The 15,973-nt window shown below is 74.7% G+C and carries 14 protein-coding genes; 6 read left to right on the plus strand and 8 right to left on the minus strand.

The window, feature by feature from the left end; all coding sequences use genetic code 11:
- Nucleotides 1-12: 12 nt before the first annotated feature.
- Genes AOM04_RS07075 through AOM04_RS07085 form a run of 3 tightly spaced genes read right to left on the minus strand, consistent with a single transcriptional unit; the run spans nt 13 to nt 2,680 of the window.
- Entirely contained in the window at nt 13-957 is a 945-nt protein-coding gene (locus AOM04_RS07075) for a ketopantoate reductase family protein (protein ID WP_062464082.1), read from the minus strand.
- Nucleotides 954-1,925, minus strand: coding sequence for a GlcG/HbpS family heme-binding protein (locus AOM04_RS07080; RefSeq protein WP_062464083.1), 972 nt, complete (start codon nt 1,923-1,925; stop codon nt 954-956). Before AOM04_RS07080 ends, AOM04_RS07075 begins: the two co-directional genes overlap by 4 nt.
- A complete protein-coding gene (locus AOM04_RS07085; RefSeq protein WP_062464084.1) occupies nt 1,922-2,680 on the minus strand; it encodes an SDR family NAD(P)-dependent oxidoreductase in 759 nt (252 codons plus the stop codon). Before AOM04_RS07085 ends, AOM04_RS07080 begins: the two co-directional genes overlap by 4 nt.
- Nucleotides 2,681-2,913: 233 nt before the next feature.
- Between AOM04_RS07085 and AOM04_RS07090 the strand changes: the two genes are divergently transcribed.
- The 5 genes from AOM04_RS07090 to AOM04_RS07110 are packed head-to-tail and all read left to right on the plus strand — an operon-like array spanning nt 2,914 to nt 8,026.
- Nucleotides 2,914-4,152 (plus strand): FAD-dependent oxidoreductase, encoded by a 1,239-nt coding sequence (locus AOM04_RS07090; protein WP_062464085.1) that lies wholly within the window; start codon nt 2,914-2,916, stop codon nt 4,150-4,152.
- Complete coding sequence (locus tag AOM04_RS07095) at nt 4,149-4,919, plus strand: SDR family NAD(P)-dependent oxidoreductase (protein ID WP_062464086.1); 771 nt, start codon at nt 4,149-4,151, stop codon at nt 4,917-4,919. The genes AOM04_RS07090 and AOM04_RS07095 overlap by 4 nt, the downstream gene beginning before the upstream one ends.
- Nucleotides 4,916-6,319 carry an FAD-binding oxidoreductase gene (locus AOM04_RS07100; protein WP_082104472.1) on the plus strand — a complete coding sequence of 468 codons (1,404 nt, stop codon included), beginning with the start codon at nt 4,916-4,918 and terminating at the stop codon, nt 6,317-6,319. The genes AOM04_RS07095 and AOM04_RS07100 overlap by 4 nt, the downstream gene beginning before the upstream one ends.
- Nucleotides 6,312-6,812: a VOC family protein gene (locus AOM04_RS07105; protein WP_082104473.1), complete on the plus strand. Its 501-nt coding sequence runs from the start codon at nt 6,312-6,314 to the stop codon at nt 6,810-6,812. The genes AOM04_RS07100 and AOM04_RS07105 overlap by 8 nt, the downstream gene beginning before the upstream one ends.
- Complete coding sequence (locus AOM04_RS07110; protein WP_169816422.1) at nt 6,809-8,026, plus strand: Bcr/CflA family efflux MFS transporter; 1,218 nt, start codon at nt 6,809-6,811, stop codon at nt 8,024-8,026. Before AOM04_RS07105 ends, AOM04_RS07110 begins: the two co-directional genes overlap by 4 nt.
- Here AOM04_RS07110 and AOM04_RS07115 read toward each other — a convergent pair.
- Nucleotides 8,004-9,233, minus strand: a complete 1,230-nt coding sequence (locus AOM04_RS07115; RefSeq protein WP_062464088.1) for a multidrug effflux MFS transporter — start codon at nt 9,231-9,233, stop codon at nt 8,004-8,006. The two genes, AOM04_RS07110 and AOM04_RS07115, sit on opposite strands and share 23 nt — an antisense overlap.
- A 68-nt stretch (nt 9,234-9,301) precedes the next feature.
- Here AOM04_RS07115 and AOM04_RS07120 point away from each other — a divergent pair, with 68 nt between their 5' ends.
- Nucleotides 9,302-9,751 (plus strand): MarR family winged helix-turn-helix transcriptional regulator, encoded by a 450-nt coding sequence (locus AOM04_RS07120; protein ID WP_062464089.1) that lies wholly within the window; start codon nt 9,302-9,304, stop codon nt 9,749-9,751.
- Nucleotides 9,752-9,768: 17 nt separating this feature from the next.
- Here AOM04_RS07120 and AOM04_RS07125 read toward each other — a convergent pair whose 3' ends face one another.
- The 4 genes from AOM04_RS07125 to AOM04_RS07140 form a co-directional block, all read right to left on the minus strand.
- Nucleotides 9,769-12,408 (minus strand): alpha-L-rhamnosidase, encoded by a 2,640-nt coding sequence (locus AOM04_RS07125; RefSeq protein ID WP_062464090.1) that lies wholly within the window; start codon nt 12,406-12,408, stop codon nt 9,769-9,771.
- 34 nt (nt 12,409-12,442) lie between these two features.
- Entirely contained in the window at nt 12,443-13,282 is an 840-nt protein-coding gene (locus tag AOM04_RS07130) for a nucleoside hydrolase (protein ID WP_062464091.1), read from the minus strand.
- Between the two features lies 1 nt (nt 13,283).
- Nucleotides 13,284-14,534 carry a family 1 glycosylhydrolase gene (locus tag AOM04_RS07135; protein ID WP_062464092.1) on the minus strand — a complete coding sequence of 417 codons (1,251 nt, stop codon included), beginning with the start codon at nt 14,532-14,534 and terminating at the stop codon, nt 13,284-13,286.
- Nucleotides 14,535-14,614: 80 nt separating this feature from the next.
- On the minus strand, nt 14,615-15,898 hold the full coding sequence (locus AOM04_RS07140) for an MFS transporter (protein WP_062464093.1): 1,284 nt from the start codon (nt 15,896-15,898) through the stop codon (nt 14,615-14,617).
- Between the last annotated feature and the right edge of the window lie 75 nt (nt 15,899-15,973).

Here is a 15,973-nt window from a genome sequence, read left to right on the forward strand (position 1 = left end):
GTCCGGCCTCCCTCAGTGGTCCACGCGCGGGTCGTCGACCCAGCTCGACTCGAGCCCGTGCACGAGCGCGACCATCGCCTCGTGCAGCGGGGTGGAGACGCCCACGCGGCCGCCCTCGGCGGCGATGCCGCCGTTGAGCGCGTCGACCTCGGTGGGCCGCCGCGCGATGACGTCCTGGAGCATCGAGGGACGATGCGCGAAGGCCTCCGCGATCGCCTCCTCGACGGCCTCGGCCGGGTCGCGCAGCAGCGCGATGCCCGCGGCGGCGCACACGGCCTCGGCCTCGGCGATGAGCGCGTCGACCCGCGCGCGCAGCCCGGGATGCGTGCACACCTGGCCGACGGTGAGGCCGGTGAGGGCGGCGAGCGGGCTGGTGGCCGCGTTGAAGACGACCTTGGTCCACTGGGGGCCGCGCGCATCGTCCATCGCGAAGGCGCGCAGGCCGCCGCGGGTGAGCAGGTCGGCGAGCCGCGCGACGTCGGTGGACGATGCGGGGCTCGGCTCGAACGGCCCGAGCCACGAGTCGCCGGGGGCGTCGTAGCGGACCGCTCCGGGCGCGGTGACGGCGCCGGCGGTGACGATGGTGCCGCGGATCACCCGCGGGACGACGGACGCGATGGTCTCCTCGTTGCCCAGGCCGTTCTGCACGCTCGCGACGGCGGCGTCGCGCAGGGCGTGGGCGGCGGCCGCGACCGCCTCGCGGGTGTGGCCGGCCTTGGTCGCGACGATCGCGAGGTCGCACGGCGGCAGGTCGGCGGCGTCGGTGAGCGCGCGCACGGGAGCGACGAAGTCCGCGGCGCCGGTGACGCGCAGGCCGTCGCGGGCGATCGCCGCCATGTGCTCCGCCCAGGGGTCGACGGCCCACACCTCGACGGCGGGCACGCGCGCGAGGTGGGCGGCGTAGAGGCTGCCGATCGCGCCGCATCCCAGCACCGCGACGCGGGTCGGGGCGGTCATCGGGCCGCCTCCGCGGCGAGAGCGGCACAGGCCTCGGGGTCCGCTCCGCCGACGCCGAGGCCGCCGACCACGCGGCCGTCGACCACGAGCGGTGCCCCGCCGGGCGCGGCCAGGAACGGGGACGACGCGAGGGCGCCGAGCGCGGGGGCGGCGGCGCCGAAGGCCCCGCCGAGGTCTGCGCTCGGGACCCCGAACCGCGCGGCGGCGGACGCGGTCGCCCGCGCGACGTCGACGCCCCCGGCCACCGCATCGTCCATCCGGTCCTCGCGGATCGGGTCGCCGCCGCGGTCGACCACGGAGACAGCGACCCGCAGGCCGCGCGCCGCGGCGGCCGCGATGACGGCGTCGCACAGCCCGGCGGCCCACGCGAGCTCGTGCTGGCGGGAGGCGACGGGCGCCGGGCGCATCCCGAGGGCGTCGGAGGGCGCGACCACCAGGTCGCCGAAGCGGTCGGCCCAGCGGGCGCGGTCGTCGCCGTGCTGGCCCGCGTACGGCACGCCGAGGGCGTACGCGATGAGGAGGTCCTCGGGGTTGGCGGGCTCGCCGTCCGCGCTCACCACCTCGGGGGCCACGCCCCGCGGGAGGAACGGGCTCACGGTCGCGCCGGAGGCCGCGATGCCGCCCACCACCACGCCGTCGACGGTGATCGGCATCCCGCCGGCCCCGGGGAAGACTGCCTCGGGCGAGGCGGCGACGAAGCCGCCCGCGATGGGCGCGGGCAGCGTGGTCATGCGGTGCAGGTGCTCGGCGGTGGGGATCTGCTGGGTCGCGGAGATCCACGCCTTCGAGCGGGCCCGCGCCATGCCGCCGGGGCCGCCGCGGTCGAGCCGGGAGGCGGTGACCACCGCGCCGGAGGCGCCGACGAGCGCGATCGCGCCGCGCAGCCCGAGCTGCTCGGCCTTGTCGACCGCGCGCGCGACGAGCACGCGGGCGTCGGCGAGCGGGAGGTCGCGGGGGTGGACGCTCATACGAGGGTCCGGCCGCCGTCGACGTACAGGCACTGGCCGGTGATGAACGCGGCGCGGTCGGACAGGAGGAACGTGACGGCGTCGGCCACCTCGGCCGGGACGCCGAGGCGGCGCGCCGGCACGAGCGACTCGAGCTCCTCGCGGTGCCCGTCGCGGTCCAGGTAGGCGCGCGTGAGGTCGGTCTCGACGTAGCCGGGGCCCACGGCGTTGACCGTGATGCCGTGCGGCGCCCACTCGCGCGCCATCACCCGCATCATCTGGTTGATGCCGCCCTTGGTCGCGGCATAGGGGGCGTGATGGGCGTGCGCGAGCAGCGCGGAGACGGACGACACGAAGACCATCCGCCCCTCGCCCGCGGCGACCATGCGGCGCCCCACCTCCTGGCCCAGCCACCATGCCGTCGAGAGGTTGAGGGTGAGGATCGACTGCCAGTCGTCGTCGCCCAGCTCGAGGACGGGCCGGCGGTCATTGCGCCCCACCGCGTGCACGAAGGCGCGCGGCTCGCCTACCATCGCGACGGCCTCCGCGACCGCGTCGCGGCACGCCTCGGGCGTCGAGATGTCGGCGACCACGCCGAGCAGCTCGCCGCCCTCGGCGGGCGAGTCGCCCACGAGCCGCTCGAGCGCGGCGGCGTCGCGGTCGACCACCACGGTCGCCATGCCCTGCCGGGCCAGGCTGCGCGCGCTCGCGCCGCCCAGGCCGCCCGCTCCGATGACGAGGGCGCCCTTGCCCTCGAGGTTCAGCCAACGTGCCATCTGCTCACTCTTCCTTGAGTTCTCACAGTGTGAAAGTCGCTTTCACGAACCGTAGGGCACGAGGCGGGCACCTGTCCAGGCGGGCGCGCCGCGCATCGTCCCGGCGCCCACCCGGCCGTCGCGCGAGGCTGGCGCCGACAGCCGGGCGGCGCTACCCTCCACATGAAAGCCGTTTTCACGAAACGAAAGTTGCCCGGTCCCCCGGGCGGCGCCCCGCACAAAGGAGTGCACGCATGGCCTTCCACCCGCTCCACGTGATCATCGCCGGCGGCGGCCTGGCCGGGCTCACCGCCGCCCACGGCCTGCTCCGCGCCGGCCACACGGTCGACGTCTACGAGCGCCACGACACCGTCGAGCACCGCCAGGGCTACTACCTCCACGTCAACCCCATGGGCGGCGACGCGCTCGAGCGCTGCTTGCCCGAGGACCTCTTCCGCCTCTACCAGGCCACCTCGCGCGTCAACTACGTCCGCACCGGCTCGATCGTGCGCGACGAGCAGCTCCACGAGCTCAGCTCGCAACCCCCGCTCATCCCGCCCAAGGAGGGCCCCTTCCCCGACACCGGCGTGCACCGCCGCCAGCTGCGCCAGATCCTCATGGCGCGCCTCGACGACGTCTACCACGCGGGCCTCGGCGTCGCGTCCTTCGCGCAGGACGATGCGGGCGTCACCGTGACGCTGTCCGACGGCACCGAGGTGCGCGGCGACGTGCTCGTCGGCGCCGACGGCATCAACTCGGCGGTGCGCCGCCAGCTGCTCCCGGACGTGCAGGTGGTGCGCACGGGCATCGACGGGATCGGTATCTTCGGGCGCACGATCATCACGGAGGAGCTGCAGGCGCAGCTGCCGGCGCTGCTCGACGAGGGCGTGCAGATGATCGTCGACCGCCACGGCTCGCGCCTCCTGGCGGCCACGTACCGGCCGCGCCGCCCCGCCGACGAGGCGTGCGCCGAGATCGCGCCCGACGTCCCGCTCGAGCCCGTCGAGCCGTACATCATGGCCAGCTGCTCCGTGCCGCCGGGCACCGAGATCCCGCCCGCCGAGGAGTGGACGCTCGAGACCGCGGAGCGGATCCGCGACGCGATGCTCGCCGCGATCGACGGCTGGCACCCGGCCACCAGGGCGATCATCGCGGCGATGGACGTGCCGTCGATGTTCGCCGTCCCGTTCGGCTTCCTCGACCCGGCCGAGAGCTGGGAGCCCTCGCGCGTGACGATCATCGGCGACTCCGCCCACGCCATGCTGCCCACGCTCGGCATGGGCGCGAACGTGTCCCTCAACGACGCCGCGGTGCTGGTCGACCGCCTCGCCGAGGTGGGCCGCGGCGAGCGCCCGCTCGAGGACGCGATCGGGGCCTACGAGGCCGAGATGCGCGCGACCGCCTACCCGATCCTCAGGATGGCCTCGCACCACGACGAGAACTTCGGCGGCGGCGCGCTCGTGGACCTCGCCCACGCGGAGCCGACCGCGTGACGGGCCGGCTCGCCGGCAAGGTCGCCCTCGTCACCGGCACGGGCGGCGGCATCGGCCGCGCAACCGCCCTCGCGTTCGCCCGCGAGGGCGCGCACGTGATCGGCTGCGACCTCGATCCCGCCACATCCGAGGAGACGGTCGCGCTCGCGCGCGACGCGGGCGGCCGCATGGACGCGATCGCGCCGGTCGACCTCGCGACGCCCGACGGCGCGTCGGCGTGGGTGGACGCGGCGGCCGCGCTCGGCGGCGGGGTCGACATCCTCGTGAACAACGCGTCCGCGATCCGCTTCGGCGCGATCGACGTCCTGTCCTACGAGGACTGGTCCTTCACCATGCGCAACGAGCTCGACATCGTCTTCCTCGTCACCCGCGCGGCCTGGCCGTACCTCATCACGCGCGGCGGCGGCTCGGTGGTGAACATCGGGTCGATCTCGGCGTCGCGCGGCGCGTGGTTCATGCCGCAGAACGCGCACGGCGCCGCCAAGGGCGGGGTGCTCGCGCTGACGAACCACCTGGTGGTCGAGGGTGGCCCGCACCGCATCCGCGTCAACGCCGTCTCCCCCGCCATGACCCAGACCCCGCACACCACGCCCATGCTCGAGGACCCCGACGGCCCGGCCGAGCAGATCCTCTCCCGCGTGCCCCTCAGGAAGTGGGGCCAGGCCGAGGACGTCGCGAACGCGATCCTGTTCCTCGCGAGCGACGAGGCGTCCCACGTGTCCGGCGCGAACATCCCGGTCGACGGCGGCGCGGCGGTGGTGGGATGACCGCCGCGGTCGACGGCCGCCCGGGGGTGCGCGGACGGTTGACTATGCGCGGCGAGCCCGCGTACGAGGAGGCCCGCGTGGGCCGCGTCTTCAACGCCCGCAGGCCCGACCGCTATCCGGCCGCGGTGCTCGAGGCGGCCGACGCCGAGGACGTGGCCGCCGGCGTGCGCCTCGCGATCGAACGCGGCTGGACGGTGTCGGTGCGCTCGGGCGGCCACTCGTGGGCGGCGTGGAGCGTGCGCGACGACGCGCTGCTCATCGACCTCGGCGCGCTGCGCTCGCTGTCCTACGACGAGTCGACGGGCGTCGTGGCCGCGGGCCCGGCCACCAAGGGCGGCGAGGAGCTCGCGCCGTACCTCGCCGCGCGCGGCCGCGCGTTCCCCGGCGGGCACTGCCCCAGCGTCGGCATCGGCGGCTTCCTGCTCCAGGGCGGCCAGGGCTGGAACGGGCGGCTCAACGGCTGGGCGTGCGAGAGCATCGTCGCGATCGACGTCGTCACGGCGGACGGCGAGCTCGTCCGCGCGGACGCCACCCAGCACGCGGACCTCTACTGGGCGGCGCGCGGCGCGGGCCCCGGCTTCCCGGGCATCGTCACCCGCTTCCACCTCCAGACCTATGCCAAGCCCGCCGCGATGTGGCACGACACCTGGACGTTCGCCCTCGACGACGCGGAGGCGGTGATCCACTGGCTGCACGCGGTCCTGCCCACGCTCGACCGCCGCGTCGAGCCCGTGATGGCCGCGACGCGCCTGCCGGACGTGCCGCTGCACGAGGGCGTGACCCACCCCGGCGGCACGGTCCTGCTGCTCCATGCGACCTGCATGGCCGACTCGGACGAGGAGGCCCGGGCGCTGCTCGCGGGTCTGGGCGACTGCCCCGTCGCCGGCCGCGAGCTAGGCCACGTCACCGCGCCCACCTCGATCGAGGAGGAGAACGCCGCGCAGGCCGGGCAGAACCCCGAGGGCCACCGCTACGCGGTCGACTGCGCGTGGACGGACGCCCCCGCCGAGACCCTCGCCCCGCTGCTGCTCGACATCTGGCGCGGGCTCGACACCGAGCACTCGTTCTCCATCTGGTACGGCTGGGCGCCCACGCGCGAGCTGCCCGACATGGCGTTCTCCGTGGAGGGCAACGTGTACGTCGCGACGTACCTCATCTACAGCGACGCGGCGGACGATGCTCGCTACCGGTCACGCGTGCACGCCCAGACCGCGGCGATCGCCCGGGACGGAGGCGTCGGCGTCTACCTGGGCGACACGGACTTCACGGCGCGCAACGACCGGTTCCTCTCCCCCGCGCACCACGCGCGGCTCGAGGAGATCCGCGGGGCCCGCGACCCGCACGGGCGGATCGCGTCGTACCTCACGTCCGACCCGGCGGGGCTCAACGTCCATGCCTGAGCGCGCACGCCTCGACCACGTCGGGCTCAACGTCGCAGACCTGGCCGCCGCATCGTCCTGGTACCGCGACGCCTTCTCATTGGAGGTGGACTTCGAGGGGCGGGTGGACGCGATCGGGCTGTCGTTCGTCATGCTGCGCGACGCGCACGGCGGGCGGCTCGAGCTGCTGCACCGCGAGGGATCCGCGGCGGGCCCGCGGCCGGTGGATCCCGCGGAGGCGGCGCTGCGCGAGGGCTTCGGGCACATGGCGTTCGACGTGAGCGGGCTCGACGCGGCATTCGCGCGGCTGGTCGCTCTGGGGGCGCGCGAGGTGATGACGCCGCGCCCGTCCCCGGAGCCGGGGATCCGGATGGCGTTCGTGGCGGATCGGGAGGGCAACCTGGTCGAGCTCCTCGAACGATTCGCAATGACAGATGTGACAGGAGTGACGGACGATGCGGGCGCGGCGGGCACGGCGGCCTTGCCGTCCGCGCGGGGCCGGGCGAGCGCGTGAGCCAGGTCCTCGGCGAGGCGCCGCGACGGCTGGTGCCGCTGCTCGCCTCGTTCACCGCGCTCGTGGTCTTCACCACCGACGTCTACATGCCGGTGCTGCCGCGCCTCCAGGCGGACCTCTCGATCAGCGCGGCGGCCGCGGCGGCGACGCTGTCCGCCGTCCTCGTGGGCGTGGCGGGCGGGCAGCTGGTGCTCGGCCCCGTGAGCGACGCGGTCGGACGCCGGCTGCCGCTCCTCCTGGGAGGCCTCGCCTACGCGGCCGCGCACGTGCTCAGCGCGCTCGCCCCCTCGATCGGGCTGCTGCTCGCGCTGCGGTTCGTGACGGGGCTCGCCGCGGCCGCGTGCCTCGTGGTGACGCGGGCGATCGTGGCGGACGTCTACCCGGACACCGCCGCCGGCCGCGCGTACGCGACGCTCGGCGCGACCGCGTCCATCGCGCCGGTCATCGCTCCCCTGCTCGGCGGCGCGCTCGCGCGGGTCACCGACTGGCGGGGCATGTTCGTGGTGCTGGCCGTCGCCGCGCTCGCCCTCACCGCGTTGTCCGCCCGCGCGCTCCCGGAGACGCTCCCGCGCGAGCGGCGTATCCCGCCTCGGCCCGGCGCGATCGTGCGCGAGCTCGGGGCCGTGCTGAGCCTCCGGCCGTTCCTCGCCTACCTCGGGGCGACGGGCGCGATCGGCGCGGTGCTGTTCGGGTACATCGGGGCGTCGTCGTTCGTGCTGCAGGAGGGGTTCGGGCTGTCGCCGCAGCAGTACAGCTACGCGTTCTCGCTGAACGCGGTCGGGATCGTGGCCGCGTCGATGACCACGCGGCACCTGGTCGCGCGGGTCGGCTCGGCGCGGATCCTCGCGGCGGGCCACGCGTCGTCGGCGGCGGGTGCGGTGGTTCTCGGCATCGGGGTCGCCGCCGGGTCGCTCGCCGTGGTGCTCGCGGGCCTGTTCCTCGCGATCGCGAGCATCGGTCTCATCATCCCGTCGGTGACCACGCTCGCGATGGCGGCCGCGCGCACCCGCGCCGGCGCCGCGTCGGGTCTGCTCGGCATCGTGCAGTTCACCGCCGGCGCGATCGCGTCGCCGCTCGCCGGGGCGGGCGGATCCGCGTGGGCGCTGGTCGCGGTGGTGGGCGCGGGCGCGCTGCTCGGGCCGCTCGCCGTGGCTCTCGTCGCCGGGCGTCGAGGCGCCGCCGGGGCCGCGCTCAGCGCGCCCGGCGAATCGTGACGACAAGCGTCGCCGTCGCGACCACCGCGCACGCGACCATGACGAGCGCGAGCGGCGCCGCCGTGGCCGTGCCGCCGACGCTCACCAGCGGCGAGACCAGCGCGGCGAGCCCGAACTGCGACGCGCCGAGCACCGCGGACGCCGCGCCCGCGGCCGCGGGGACGGCGCCCAGGGCGAGCGCCGTCGCGTTGCCGAGGACGAGACCCAGGCTCGACACCGCGGCGAACAGCGGGATCGCCAGCCGCCCGGCCCCGACCCCCGCCGCGACCAGGAGGCCGAATACCAGGGTGGACGCGAGCATCGTCCCGATCCCCACGGCCAGGAGCGCGCGCACGTCGCGCGTCGCCGCGAGCCTGGCGGAGACGCCGCTCACCACGACGAGCCCGAGCGCGTTGACGCCGAACGCGAGCCCGTAGCCGGTCGAGCCGAGCCCCATCATGTCCTGATAGACGAACGGCGACGCGGAGATGTAGGCCATCATCACGCCGAACGCGAAGGTGAAGGTCGCGGTGTAGCCGAGGAAGCGGCCCGACCGCAGCGCGCGCAGCGGCGAGCCGGTGGCGGCGCGCTCCGCGCGGTGGACGATGCGGCGCTCGGCCGGGTAGGTCTCGCGCACCACTGCGAGGATCGCGACGAGCATCACGACGGACAGCGCGAGCACCACCGCGAGGATCCCGCGCCAGCCGATCGGCTCGACCAGGAGTCCGCCCGCGATGGGGGCGACCACGGGGGCGACGCCGCCGACGATCATCATGAGGCTGAAGGCGCGGGCCGCGGCCTTGCCGGTCGCGAGGTCGGAGATCACCGCGCGCCCGATCACCATGCCCGCGGCGCCGCCGAGGCCCTGCGCGAGGCGCGCGGCGATGAGCACGCCCGTGGTGGGCGCGAGGACTGACGCGACGCCCGCCGCCACCATGAGGACCGCGCCGCCGACGAGCGGGGGCACGCGCCCGAAGCGGTCCGACAGGGGCCCGAACACCAGCTGGCCGGCGGTGACGCCGACCAGGAACGCGGTGAGCGTGAGCTGCACGGCGGTCGCGCCCGTGCCGAGGTCCTCGGCCATCCGCGGGAACGCGGGCAGGTACAGGTCCGTGGCGAACGGGGCGATGGCCGACAGGAGGCCGAGCACGGCGAGCAGGACGGCGGGGATGCCGGCCGATGCGGTGGCGGCGGCCTGGGAGCGCGGGGACGCTGCGGTGGTGGTCACGGGGACTCCTCGGGAAGAATGATTATGAAATCATAACTGACCGGCCGAGGCGCCGGTACCCTTCCCCCATGGCCGAGGAACGACCCTCCGACCGCGAGCTCGCGGAGCTCGCCGAGTCCATCCTGCGCATTGCGCGCGAGCTCGACCCGCACGCGGCGGGCGTCGGCGTGGTGCCGATCACCGGCACCGAGACCGCCGTGCTGCGCTGGATCCACCACCACCCGGGCGCGACGCCGAGCGCCGTCGCCGCGGCGACCGGACTCAAGCGCCCGAACCTGTCGGCGGCGCTGCGCGCCCTCGAGGACAAGGAGCTCGTGCGGCGCACCCCGGACCCCGACGACCACCGCCAGGCACGCCTCGAGGCCACCGCGCTCGCCGATGAGGGCGTCGCGCTGCTGCACGCGTACTGGTCGGGCCGCATGCGCGCCGCGCTCGACGGCGAGGATGCAGACGTGCCCGCGGTGACCGCCGCGCTCGACCGGATCGAGGCCGGGCTGCGGCCCTCACCGCGCCCGTAGCGCGGCGCGCCGTCGGCTCAGTCGGCCACGAACTCGGCTGGCCGGCCGGCGGCCTCCTCGACCGGCAGCACGCACGCGAACCGGTGCTCGCCGGCGGCCACCTCGATAGGCTCCGAACCGTCGGGCAGCACGATCTCCGCGGTGGTCGACGGCGGCACCGTCACGGCCAGCGCGATCGCGGAACCGTCGCGGTCCCAGCACACGGACGCGGTGCCGTACGGCGTCTCGTGCGACGCCTCGGCCCAGTCGAGCTCCCGGCTCGGCAGCGGCGCGACGCGGATCCGCCGGTAGCCCGGCGCGGCGGGCGCGAGGCCCGCGACACGGCGGTGCAGGAAGTCCGCGACGGAGCCGAACGCGTAGTGGTTGAACGACGTCATGCCGCCGGGGTTGATGGACCCGTCCTCGAGCATCGAGTTCCAGCGCTCCCAGATGGTGGTCGCCCCCATCGACACCGGGTACAGCCACGAGGGGCACGCCTTCTGCAGCAGCAGGCCCCACGCCGTGGCGCCGTGGCCCGTGTCGGCGAGCGCGTCGCACACGAGCGGGGTGCCCAGGAAGCCGCTGCCGATGTGGAAGCCGTCGACCGCCACCTGCTCGGCGAGCAGCGCGCCGGCGTGCTCGCGCTGCTCGGGCAGCAGCAGGTCGAACGCGATCGCGAGGGCGTAGGCGGTCTGCGCCGGGTAGGCGGCGCGGCCGCTCGCGGTGAGGTACTCGGCGCGGAAGCGCGCCCCGGTGCGCTCGGCGAGGTCGGCGTACCGGGCGGCCGCCGCATCGTCCCCCAGGACCTCCGCCGCGGACGCGACCACGCGCGCGGACCGGGCGAGGTAGGCGGTGGACACCAGCTGCCACGGCACGCGTGCCTTCCACGGCTGGTCGTCGGGGGCGGACGCGTCGAGCCAGTCGCCGAACGAGAAGCCGCCCGAGGAGAAGTCGAGCCGCTCCCCCGCCCGCGCGGCGAACGCGTCGACCCAGGCGGTCATCGAGGGCCACTGGGCGGCGAGGATGCCCGCGTCGCCCGAGCGCTCGTACAGCGTCCACGGCACGAGCGTCGCGGCGTCGCCCCAGCCCGCCTCCGCGCCGAGCGGCGGCATGTGCGGGTCGGTGCCCATGAACGGCACGTACGGCGGCACGTTGCCGTCGGGCGCCTGGTCGGCGGCGAGGTCGGCGAGCCAGCCCGTGAGCATGCCGGCGGTGTCGAACAGGAACGATGCGGTGGGCGCGAAGACCTGGAGGTCGCCGGTCCAGCCCAGGCGCTCGTCGCGCTGCGGGCAGTCGGTGGGCACGTCGACGAAGTTGCCGCGCGTGCTCCACACGACGTTCTCGTGCAGGCGGTCGAGCAGCGGGTCCGAGCACGCGAAGGTGCCGGTGCGGCGCATGTCGGTGTGGATCACGACGGCCTCGAGGTCCTCCGCGGCGAGCGTGCCGGGCCAGCCGGTGACCTCGACGTAGCGGAAGCCGTGGATCGTGAACTGCGGCTCCCACTCGCGCGGGCCGCGGCCGTCGAGCACGATCTCGTCCGCCTGGGTGGCGGCGCGCAGCGGCCGGGTGCCGAGCTCGCCGTGCTCGAGCACCTCGGCGTGGCGCAGGCCCACGACGGTGCCGGCGGGCGCGTCGGGGAACCTGAGGCGCATGCGGCCGACGAGGTTCTGCCCCAGGTCCACGACCGTCGCGCCGGAGGGCGTGGTGAGGATCTCGACGGGGTGGACGATGCGCGTGCGGCGCACCGCGGGACCCGTGGGGGCCACGAGGCGCGTCAGGTCGCACGGGATCGCGTCGACCGCCTCCCACGCGGAGGCGTCGAAGCCGGGCGCGTCCCAGCCGGCGAGCTCGCGGCGCGCGTCGTGGGTCTCGCCCTTGTAGAGGTCCGCGCGGGTGACGGGGCCGAGCGCCCAGCGCCAGGTCTCGTCGGTGCCGACGATGGTGCGCGTGCCGTCGGCGTGATCGACCTCGAGCTGGAGCAGCACGCCGGTGCGGTCGCCGTAGACGTCGCGCTGGCCCCAGAAGCCCAGGTAGCCGCGGTACCAGCCGTCGGCGAGGTGGGCGCCGACGACGTTCTCCCCGGCGCGCACCAGGTCGGTGACGTCGTAGGTCGCGTACCGGAGGCGCCTGTCGTAGGTGGTCCAGCCGGGCGTGAGCACGTCCTCGCCGACCACGCTCCCGTTGAGGTGCAGGGTGACGATGCCGTGGGCTGTCGCGCGCAGGCGTGCCCTCACGATGTCGGCGGGGACCGCCACCGATCCGCGCAGCAGCGCCGCGGGCTCGCCCTCGGTGCCGGGCTCGGGCAGACGGGGGCCCACCATGACGGCCTCCCACGCGCCCGGGTCGAGCAGGCCGGCCTCGACGACCGTCGGCTCGCTCCACGCGGAGGGCCCGTCGCCCTCGGGACCCCACACCCGCACGGCGACCTCGCGCCGCTCCCGCGACCCCAGCGGGGCGGCCGGCCAGGAGACCAGCACCTGGTCGGCGGACACGACGCGGCCCGTGGTGAACGGCGCCGTGACGCCATCCGGGTCGGTGACGCGCAGCTCGTAGGCGCTCTGACGCCAGCCGGCCTCGGCGGTGCGCGCGACCCACGACAGGCGGGGCGCGGCCTCGCCGATGCCGAGCGGCTCGCGGTGGTGCTCGATGGTGACGGGGTCGAGGTGAAGCGAGGTCATGCGAGTCGGTTCCTTGCGGTCGAAGGCGGAAAGGTCAGCGGTGTGCGGCGTGGCGGCGGAACAGGGCGGCCATGTCGCCGAGGACGAGGGCGGCGTCGGGTGCGGCGCAGACGAGCGCGTGCTCCCCCGCCTCCCAGGTGCTCGACTCCCCGGACAGGGCCGTCCCGAGCAGGGGTGCGCTGTCGCCGAGCGGCCACACGGCATCGACCGCGAAGCCCGGAGGGAGCGGCAGCTCGTCGAAGCGCCGCCAGAGCCACGCGCCGAGCTCGCCGCACGAGCCGAGCAGGTCCTGGATCTGGGCCACGCTCCACGCGAGCCGCCGGTACGTCTCGAGGGGGAACTGGCGCACCTCGAGCCCGGGGATGCCGAGCACGTAGGCGGCGGCCTCGGCGTCCGTGTCCCGGTTGTACTCCTCGGCGTCGGCGACGGAGCCTCCGACCCACGCGAGCGTCAGCCGCGCCGCGATGTCGGGCGCAGCCGCAAGTGCCTCGGCGACGTTGGTCAACGGGCCGCCGCACACGAGGGTGAGGGGTAGCGCATCGCCCCTCCGCGCGTGCGCGATGATCGTCCGTGCCGCGGCGGAGATCTCCGACCCGGCCGCGACCGCCGCGAGGTCGACGGGCGCGTCCCCACCGGCGGCGACCTCGGGTGCGGGCCCGCCGATCAGGTCGACGAGCTCCGCGGCGTACGCCGCGCCGGCCGCCGCGCCGCCCTCGGGCGGGCCGAAGACGGGTGACAGCCGCGAGCTCGTGATCGCGTCGACGCGGTGCCCGGGCGACAACAGGTGATGCGCGAGCGCGAGGAGCCCGTCGGGGTCCCCCGCGAAGTCATTGTCGATGATGACGCGGCAGCGGCGGGCGATGGTCAGCGGCATGTCAGGCTCGCGCGATGCTCGCGCTGCGGTGCTCGCGCACGATCTCGCCGAGCACGTGGGCGGACGGCTTGACGGTCCGGTCGAAGGTCTCGCGGTCGACGGAGACGAGCCCGAGCTTGGGGCCGTACCCGAAGATCCACTCGAAGTTGTCGAGCAGCGTCCAGTGGCAGTAGCCGAGCACCGGGGTGCCGGCCGCGATCTGATCCCCGAGCGCGGCGAGCGCGGCGGGGATGAAGGCGGCGCGCTGGGCGTCGTCGTCGGTCTGCATGCCGTGCTCGGTGACCAGGACCGGCACGCCGGAGACGCGGTGCGCGTACTCCGCGGCGCGGGCGACCGACGCGGGCTCGATGAGGGTGCCCATGCCGTTGCGCGGACCGTCGGGCACCACCTCGCCGTCGGGGCCGTGGAAGATCGACTCGTAGTTCTGCACGCCGATGAAGTCGTCGTCACGCGCGACCTCGAGCCAGTGGTCGTAGACCGCCGCTCGCTTGGCGTCGCGGCGCTGCTCGCCCCCGTCGAGCGCGACCTCGTCGATGATCGCGATGGAGACGCCGGTGGGCAGGTCGGGGCGGCGCGCCTTGATGGCGGCGACCGCGGCACGATGCGCGCGCGTGAGCCCGTCCGTGAACTCACCCTCGAGCGCGGCCGGGATGACGTTGGACGCGTAGTAGCGCTCCGTGCCCGCGTCGCGCGCGGCGGCGGCGAGCATCTCGAGCTTGATCTGCTCGGCGATCGGGGGCAGCTTGCCGCTCGCGTGGAGCAGCTGCTCGAGGTTGGGCTCGTTGATGGTGACAGCGACGGCGATCCTGTCGCCGAACCGGGCCATCACCCGGTCGCACTGCGCCGCGAACAGGTCAGCGGCATCGTCCGCGAGCCACGAGCCGGCGGCGGAGAACCAGTGCGGCGACGCGAAGTGGTTGAAGGTGACCACGGGCGCGAGACCGCGGGCGAGGCAGCCGTCGACCACCTGCTCGTAGTGGTCGAGCGCGGCCTCGTCGATCTCGCCGCGGCGGGGCTCGACGCGCGCCCACTCGACGGAGAAGCGGAAGGCGTTGAGGCCCAGCCCGGCGGCGAGGTCGAGGTCCTCCTCCCAGCGCTCGTACGAGCGGCACGCGGGCCCGCTCGGCTCGGAGAAGAGCGACGGCGTCGTGTGCTCCAGCGTCCAGATGTCACTGTGGACGTTGTCGCCCTCGCCCTGGTGGCCCGCGGTGGCAACGCCCCAGAGGAAGTCGGAGGGGAAGGTGCTGGTCATGGGAGGTACCTCGAGATCAGTAGATGAGCTGGTGGTGCGGGAGGGACCGGGCCCCGGATGGGCCCGGTCCCGGATGCGGGCTAGCGGACGCCCTTGATGAGCGGCATGATGGCGGCCCCTGCGAGGCACAGGACGGCCGAGCCGATCCATAGGAGCGCGTAGTTGTGGCCGGCGCCGATCGCGAGCACCGCGGGGCCGACGGCCGGCACCACGATGTTCGGGATGTTGAGCGCGAGGCCGAAGACGGCCATGTCCTTGCCCGCGTCCTTCGCGTCGGGCAGCACCGACGCGCACAGGGCGAGGTCGACGGTGAGGTACATCGACTGGCCGACCGCGAACACGCACCAGGCGACCACGAAGGCGGCGAACGTGTGCGCCGTCGCGCCGATCACGAGCGCGGAGGCCATGAGGATCGCCGCGACGGCGACGAACGGCTTGCGGCGGCCGACCTTGTCGGACAGCCAGCCCGACGCGGTGAAGAACACGATCGAGATGGGTGCGGAGATGAGCGTGAGCAGGCCGGCCTTCGCACCGACCTCGGGCAGCGGCACCTCGAGCACGTCGATCATGAAGTAGACGAAGTAGGTGAACAGCGCGGCCATCGCGACGCCTGCGAGCAGGCGGGCCAGCCAGGTCCATCCGAAGTTCGGGTGCTTGCGGGGGTTGACGATCAGTCCGCCGACGAGGCCCTTGACGTCGAGTGCGGGCACCTCGGCGCGGGTCTTCACCGGGTCGCGGTACATCAGCAGCAGCGGAAGCGTGGTGACGATCGCAAGGGCGACGGGCACCGAGAGGATCAGCAGCGGCTGGCCGACGAGGGCGCCCGCCAGGTACGAGCCGCCGGAGAACGCGAGCGCACCGAACAGGCCCATGATTCCCATGACGCGGGCGCGCATGGAGTCGGGGACCGCCTCCACGGGGATCACGGCGTAGGCGTTGAAGGCCGACTGCATCGCGACCACAAGGACCACGTAGGCGGCTCCGATGATGGCGACGTTGCTGGTCGCACCCGCGATCACGCCGGCGACGAGCGCGACGCCGAGGCCGCCCACGATCCATGGGCGACGGCGGCCGAACCGGCTGGTGGTGCGGTCGGACAGCGCCCCCGCGAGCGGGATGACGACGAGCATGAGCAGTGCGCCGACCGCGACGGTCCGGCTGTAGACGATGTCCTTGGTGTCGGGCGCGACGGCGGCGATGCGCAGCGACAGCGCGGTCGACATGCTCATCGCCATGATGTACATGCCGAGGGCGGCGACCAGGACGAGCCCGATGGTCTTGCGGGGGGATCCGAACTCGGCGGTGAGGCGCGAGGAGTCGTCCATCGACTCCGACGCGAGGACCGCTTCATCTGAGAGGGTCATGAGGCTTCCTTGCCTGAGGGTCGCGAGGGGGCGGCCCACGTGGTGTTCTACGCGATGGTCCCGGGGGTACGACGA

This window comes from Demequina soli, assembly GCF_000971195.1.
Lineage (GTDB): Bacteria > Actinomycetota > Actinomycetes > Actinomycetales > Demequinaceae > Demequina > Demequina soli.

Bases quoted from the DNA above. Each gene is read 5' to 3' on its own strand.
- AOM04_RS07075 (WP_062464082.1), bottom strand. From the start codon at position 957: ATGACCGCCCCGACCCGCGTCGCGGTGCTGGGATGCGGCGCGATCGGC.
- AOM04_RS07080 (WP_062464083.1), bottom strand. From the start codon at position 1,925: ATGAGCGTCCACCCCCGCGACCTCCCGCTCGCCGACGCCCGCGTGCTC.
- AOM04_RS07085 (WP_062464084.1), bottom strand. From the start codon at position 2,680: ATGGCACGTTGGCTGAACCTCGAGGGCAAGGGCGCCCTCGTCATCGGA.
- AOM04_RS07090 (WP_062464085.1), top strand. From the start codon at position 2,914: ATGGCCTTCCACCCGCTCCACGTGATCATCGCCGGCGGCGGCCTGGCC.
- AOM04_RS07100 (WP_082104472.1), top strand. From the start codon at position 4,916: ATGACCGCCGCGGTCGACGGCCGCCCGGGGGTGCGCGGACGGTTGACT.
- AOM04_RS07105 (WP_082104473.1), top strand. From the start codon at position 6,312: ATGCCTGAGCGCGCACGCCTCGACCACGTCGGGCTCAACGTCGCAGAC.
- AOM04_RS07120 (WP_062464089.1), top strand. From the start codon at position 9,302: ATGGCCGAGGAACGACCCTCCGACCGCGAGCTCGCGGAGCTCGCCGAG.
- AOM04_RS07125 (WP_062464090.1), bottom strand. From the start codon at position 12,408: ATGACCTCGCTTCACCTCGACCCCGTCACCATCGAGCACCACCGCGAG.
- AOM04_RS07130 (WP_062464091.1), bottom strand. From the start codon at position 13,282: ATGCCGCTGACCATCGCCCGCCGCTGCCGCGTCATCATCGACAATGAC.
- AOM04_RS07135 (WP_062464092.1), bottom strand. From the start codon at position 14,534: ATGACCAGCACCTTCCCCTCCGACTTCCTCTGGGGCGTTGCCACCGCG.
- AOM04_RS07140 (WP_062464093.1), bottom strand. From the start codon at position 15,898: ATGACCCTCTCAGATGAAGCGGTCCTCGCGTCGGAGTCGATGGACGAC.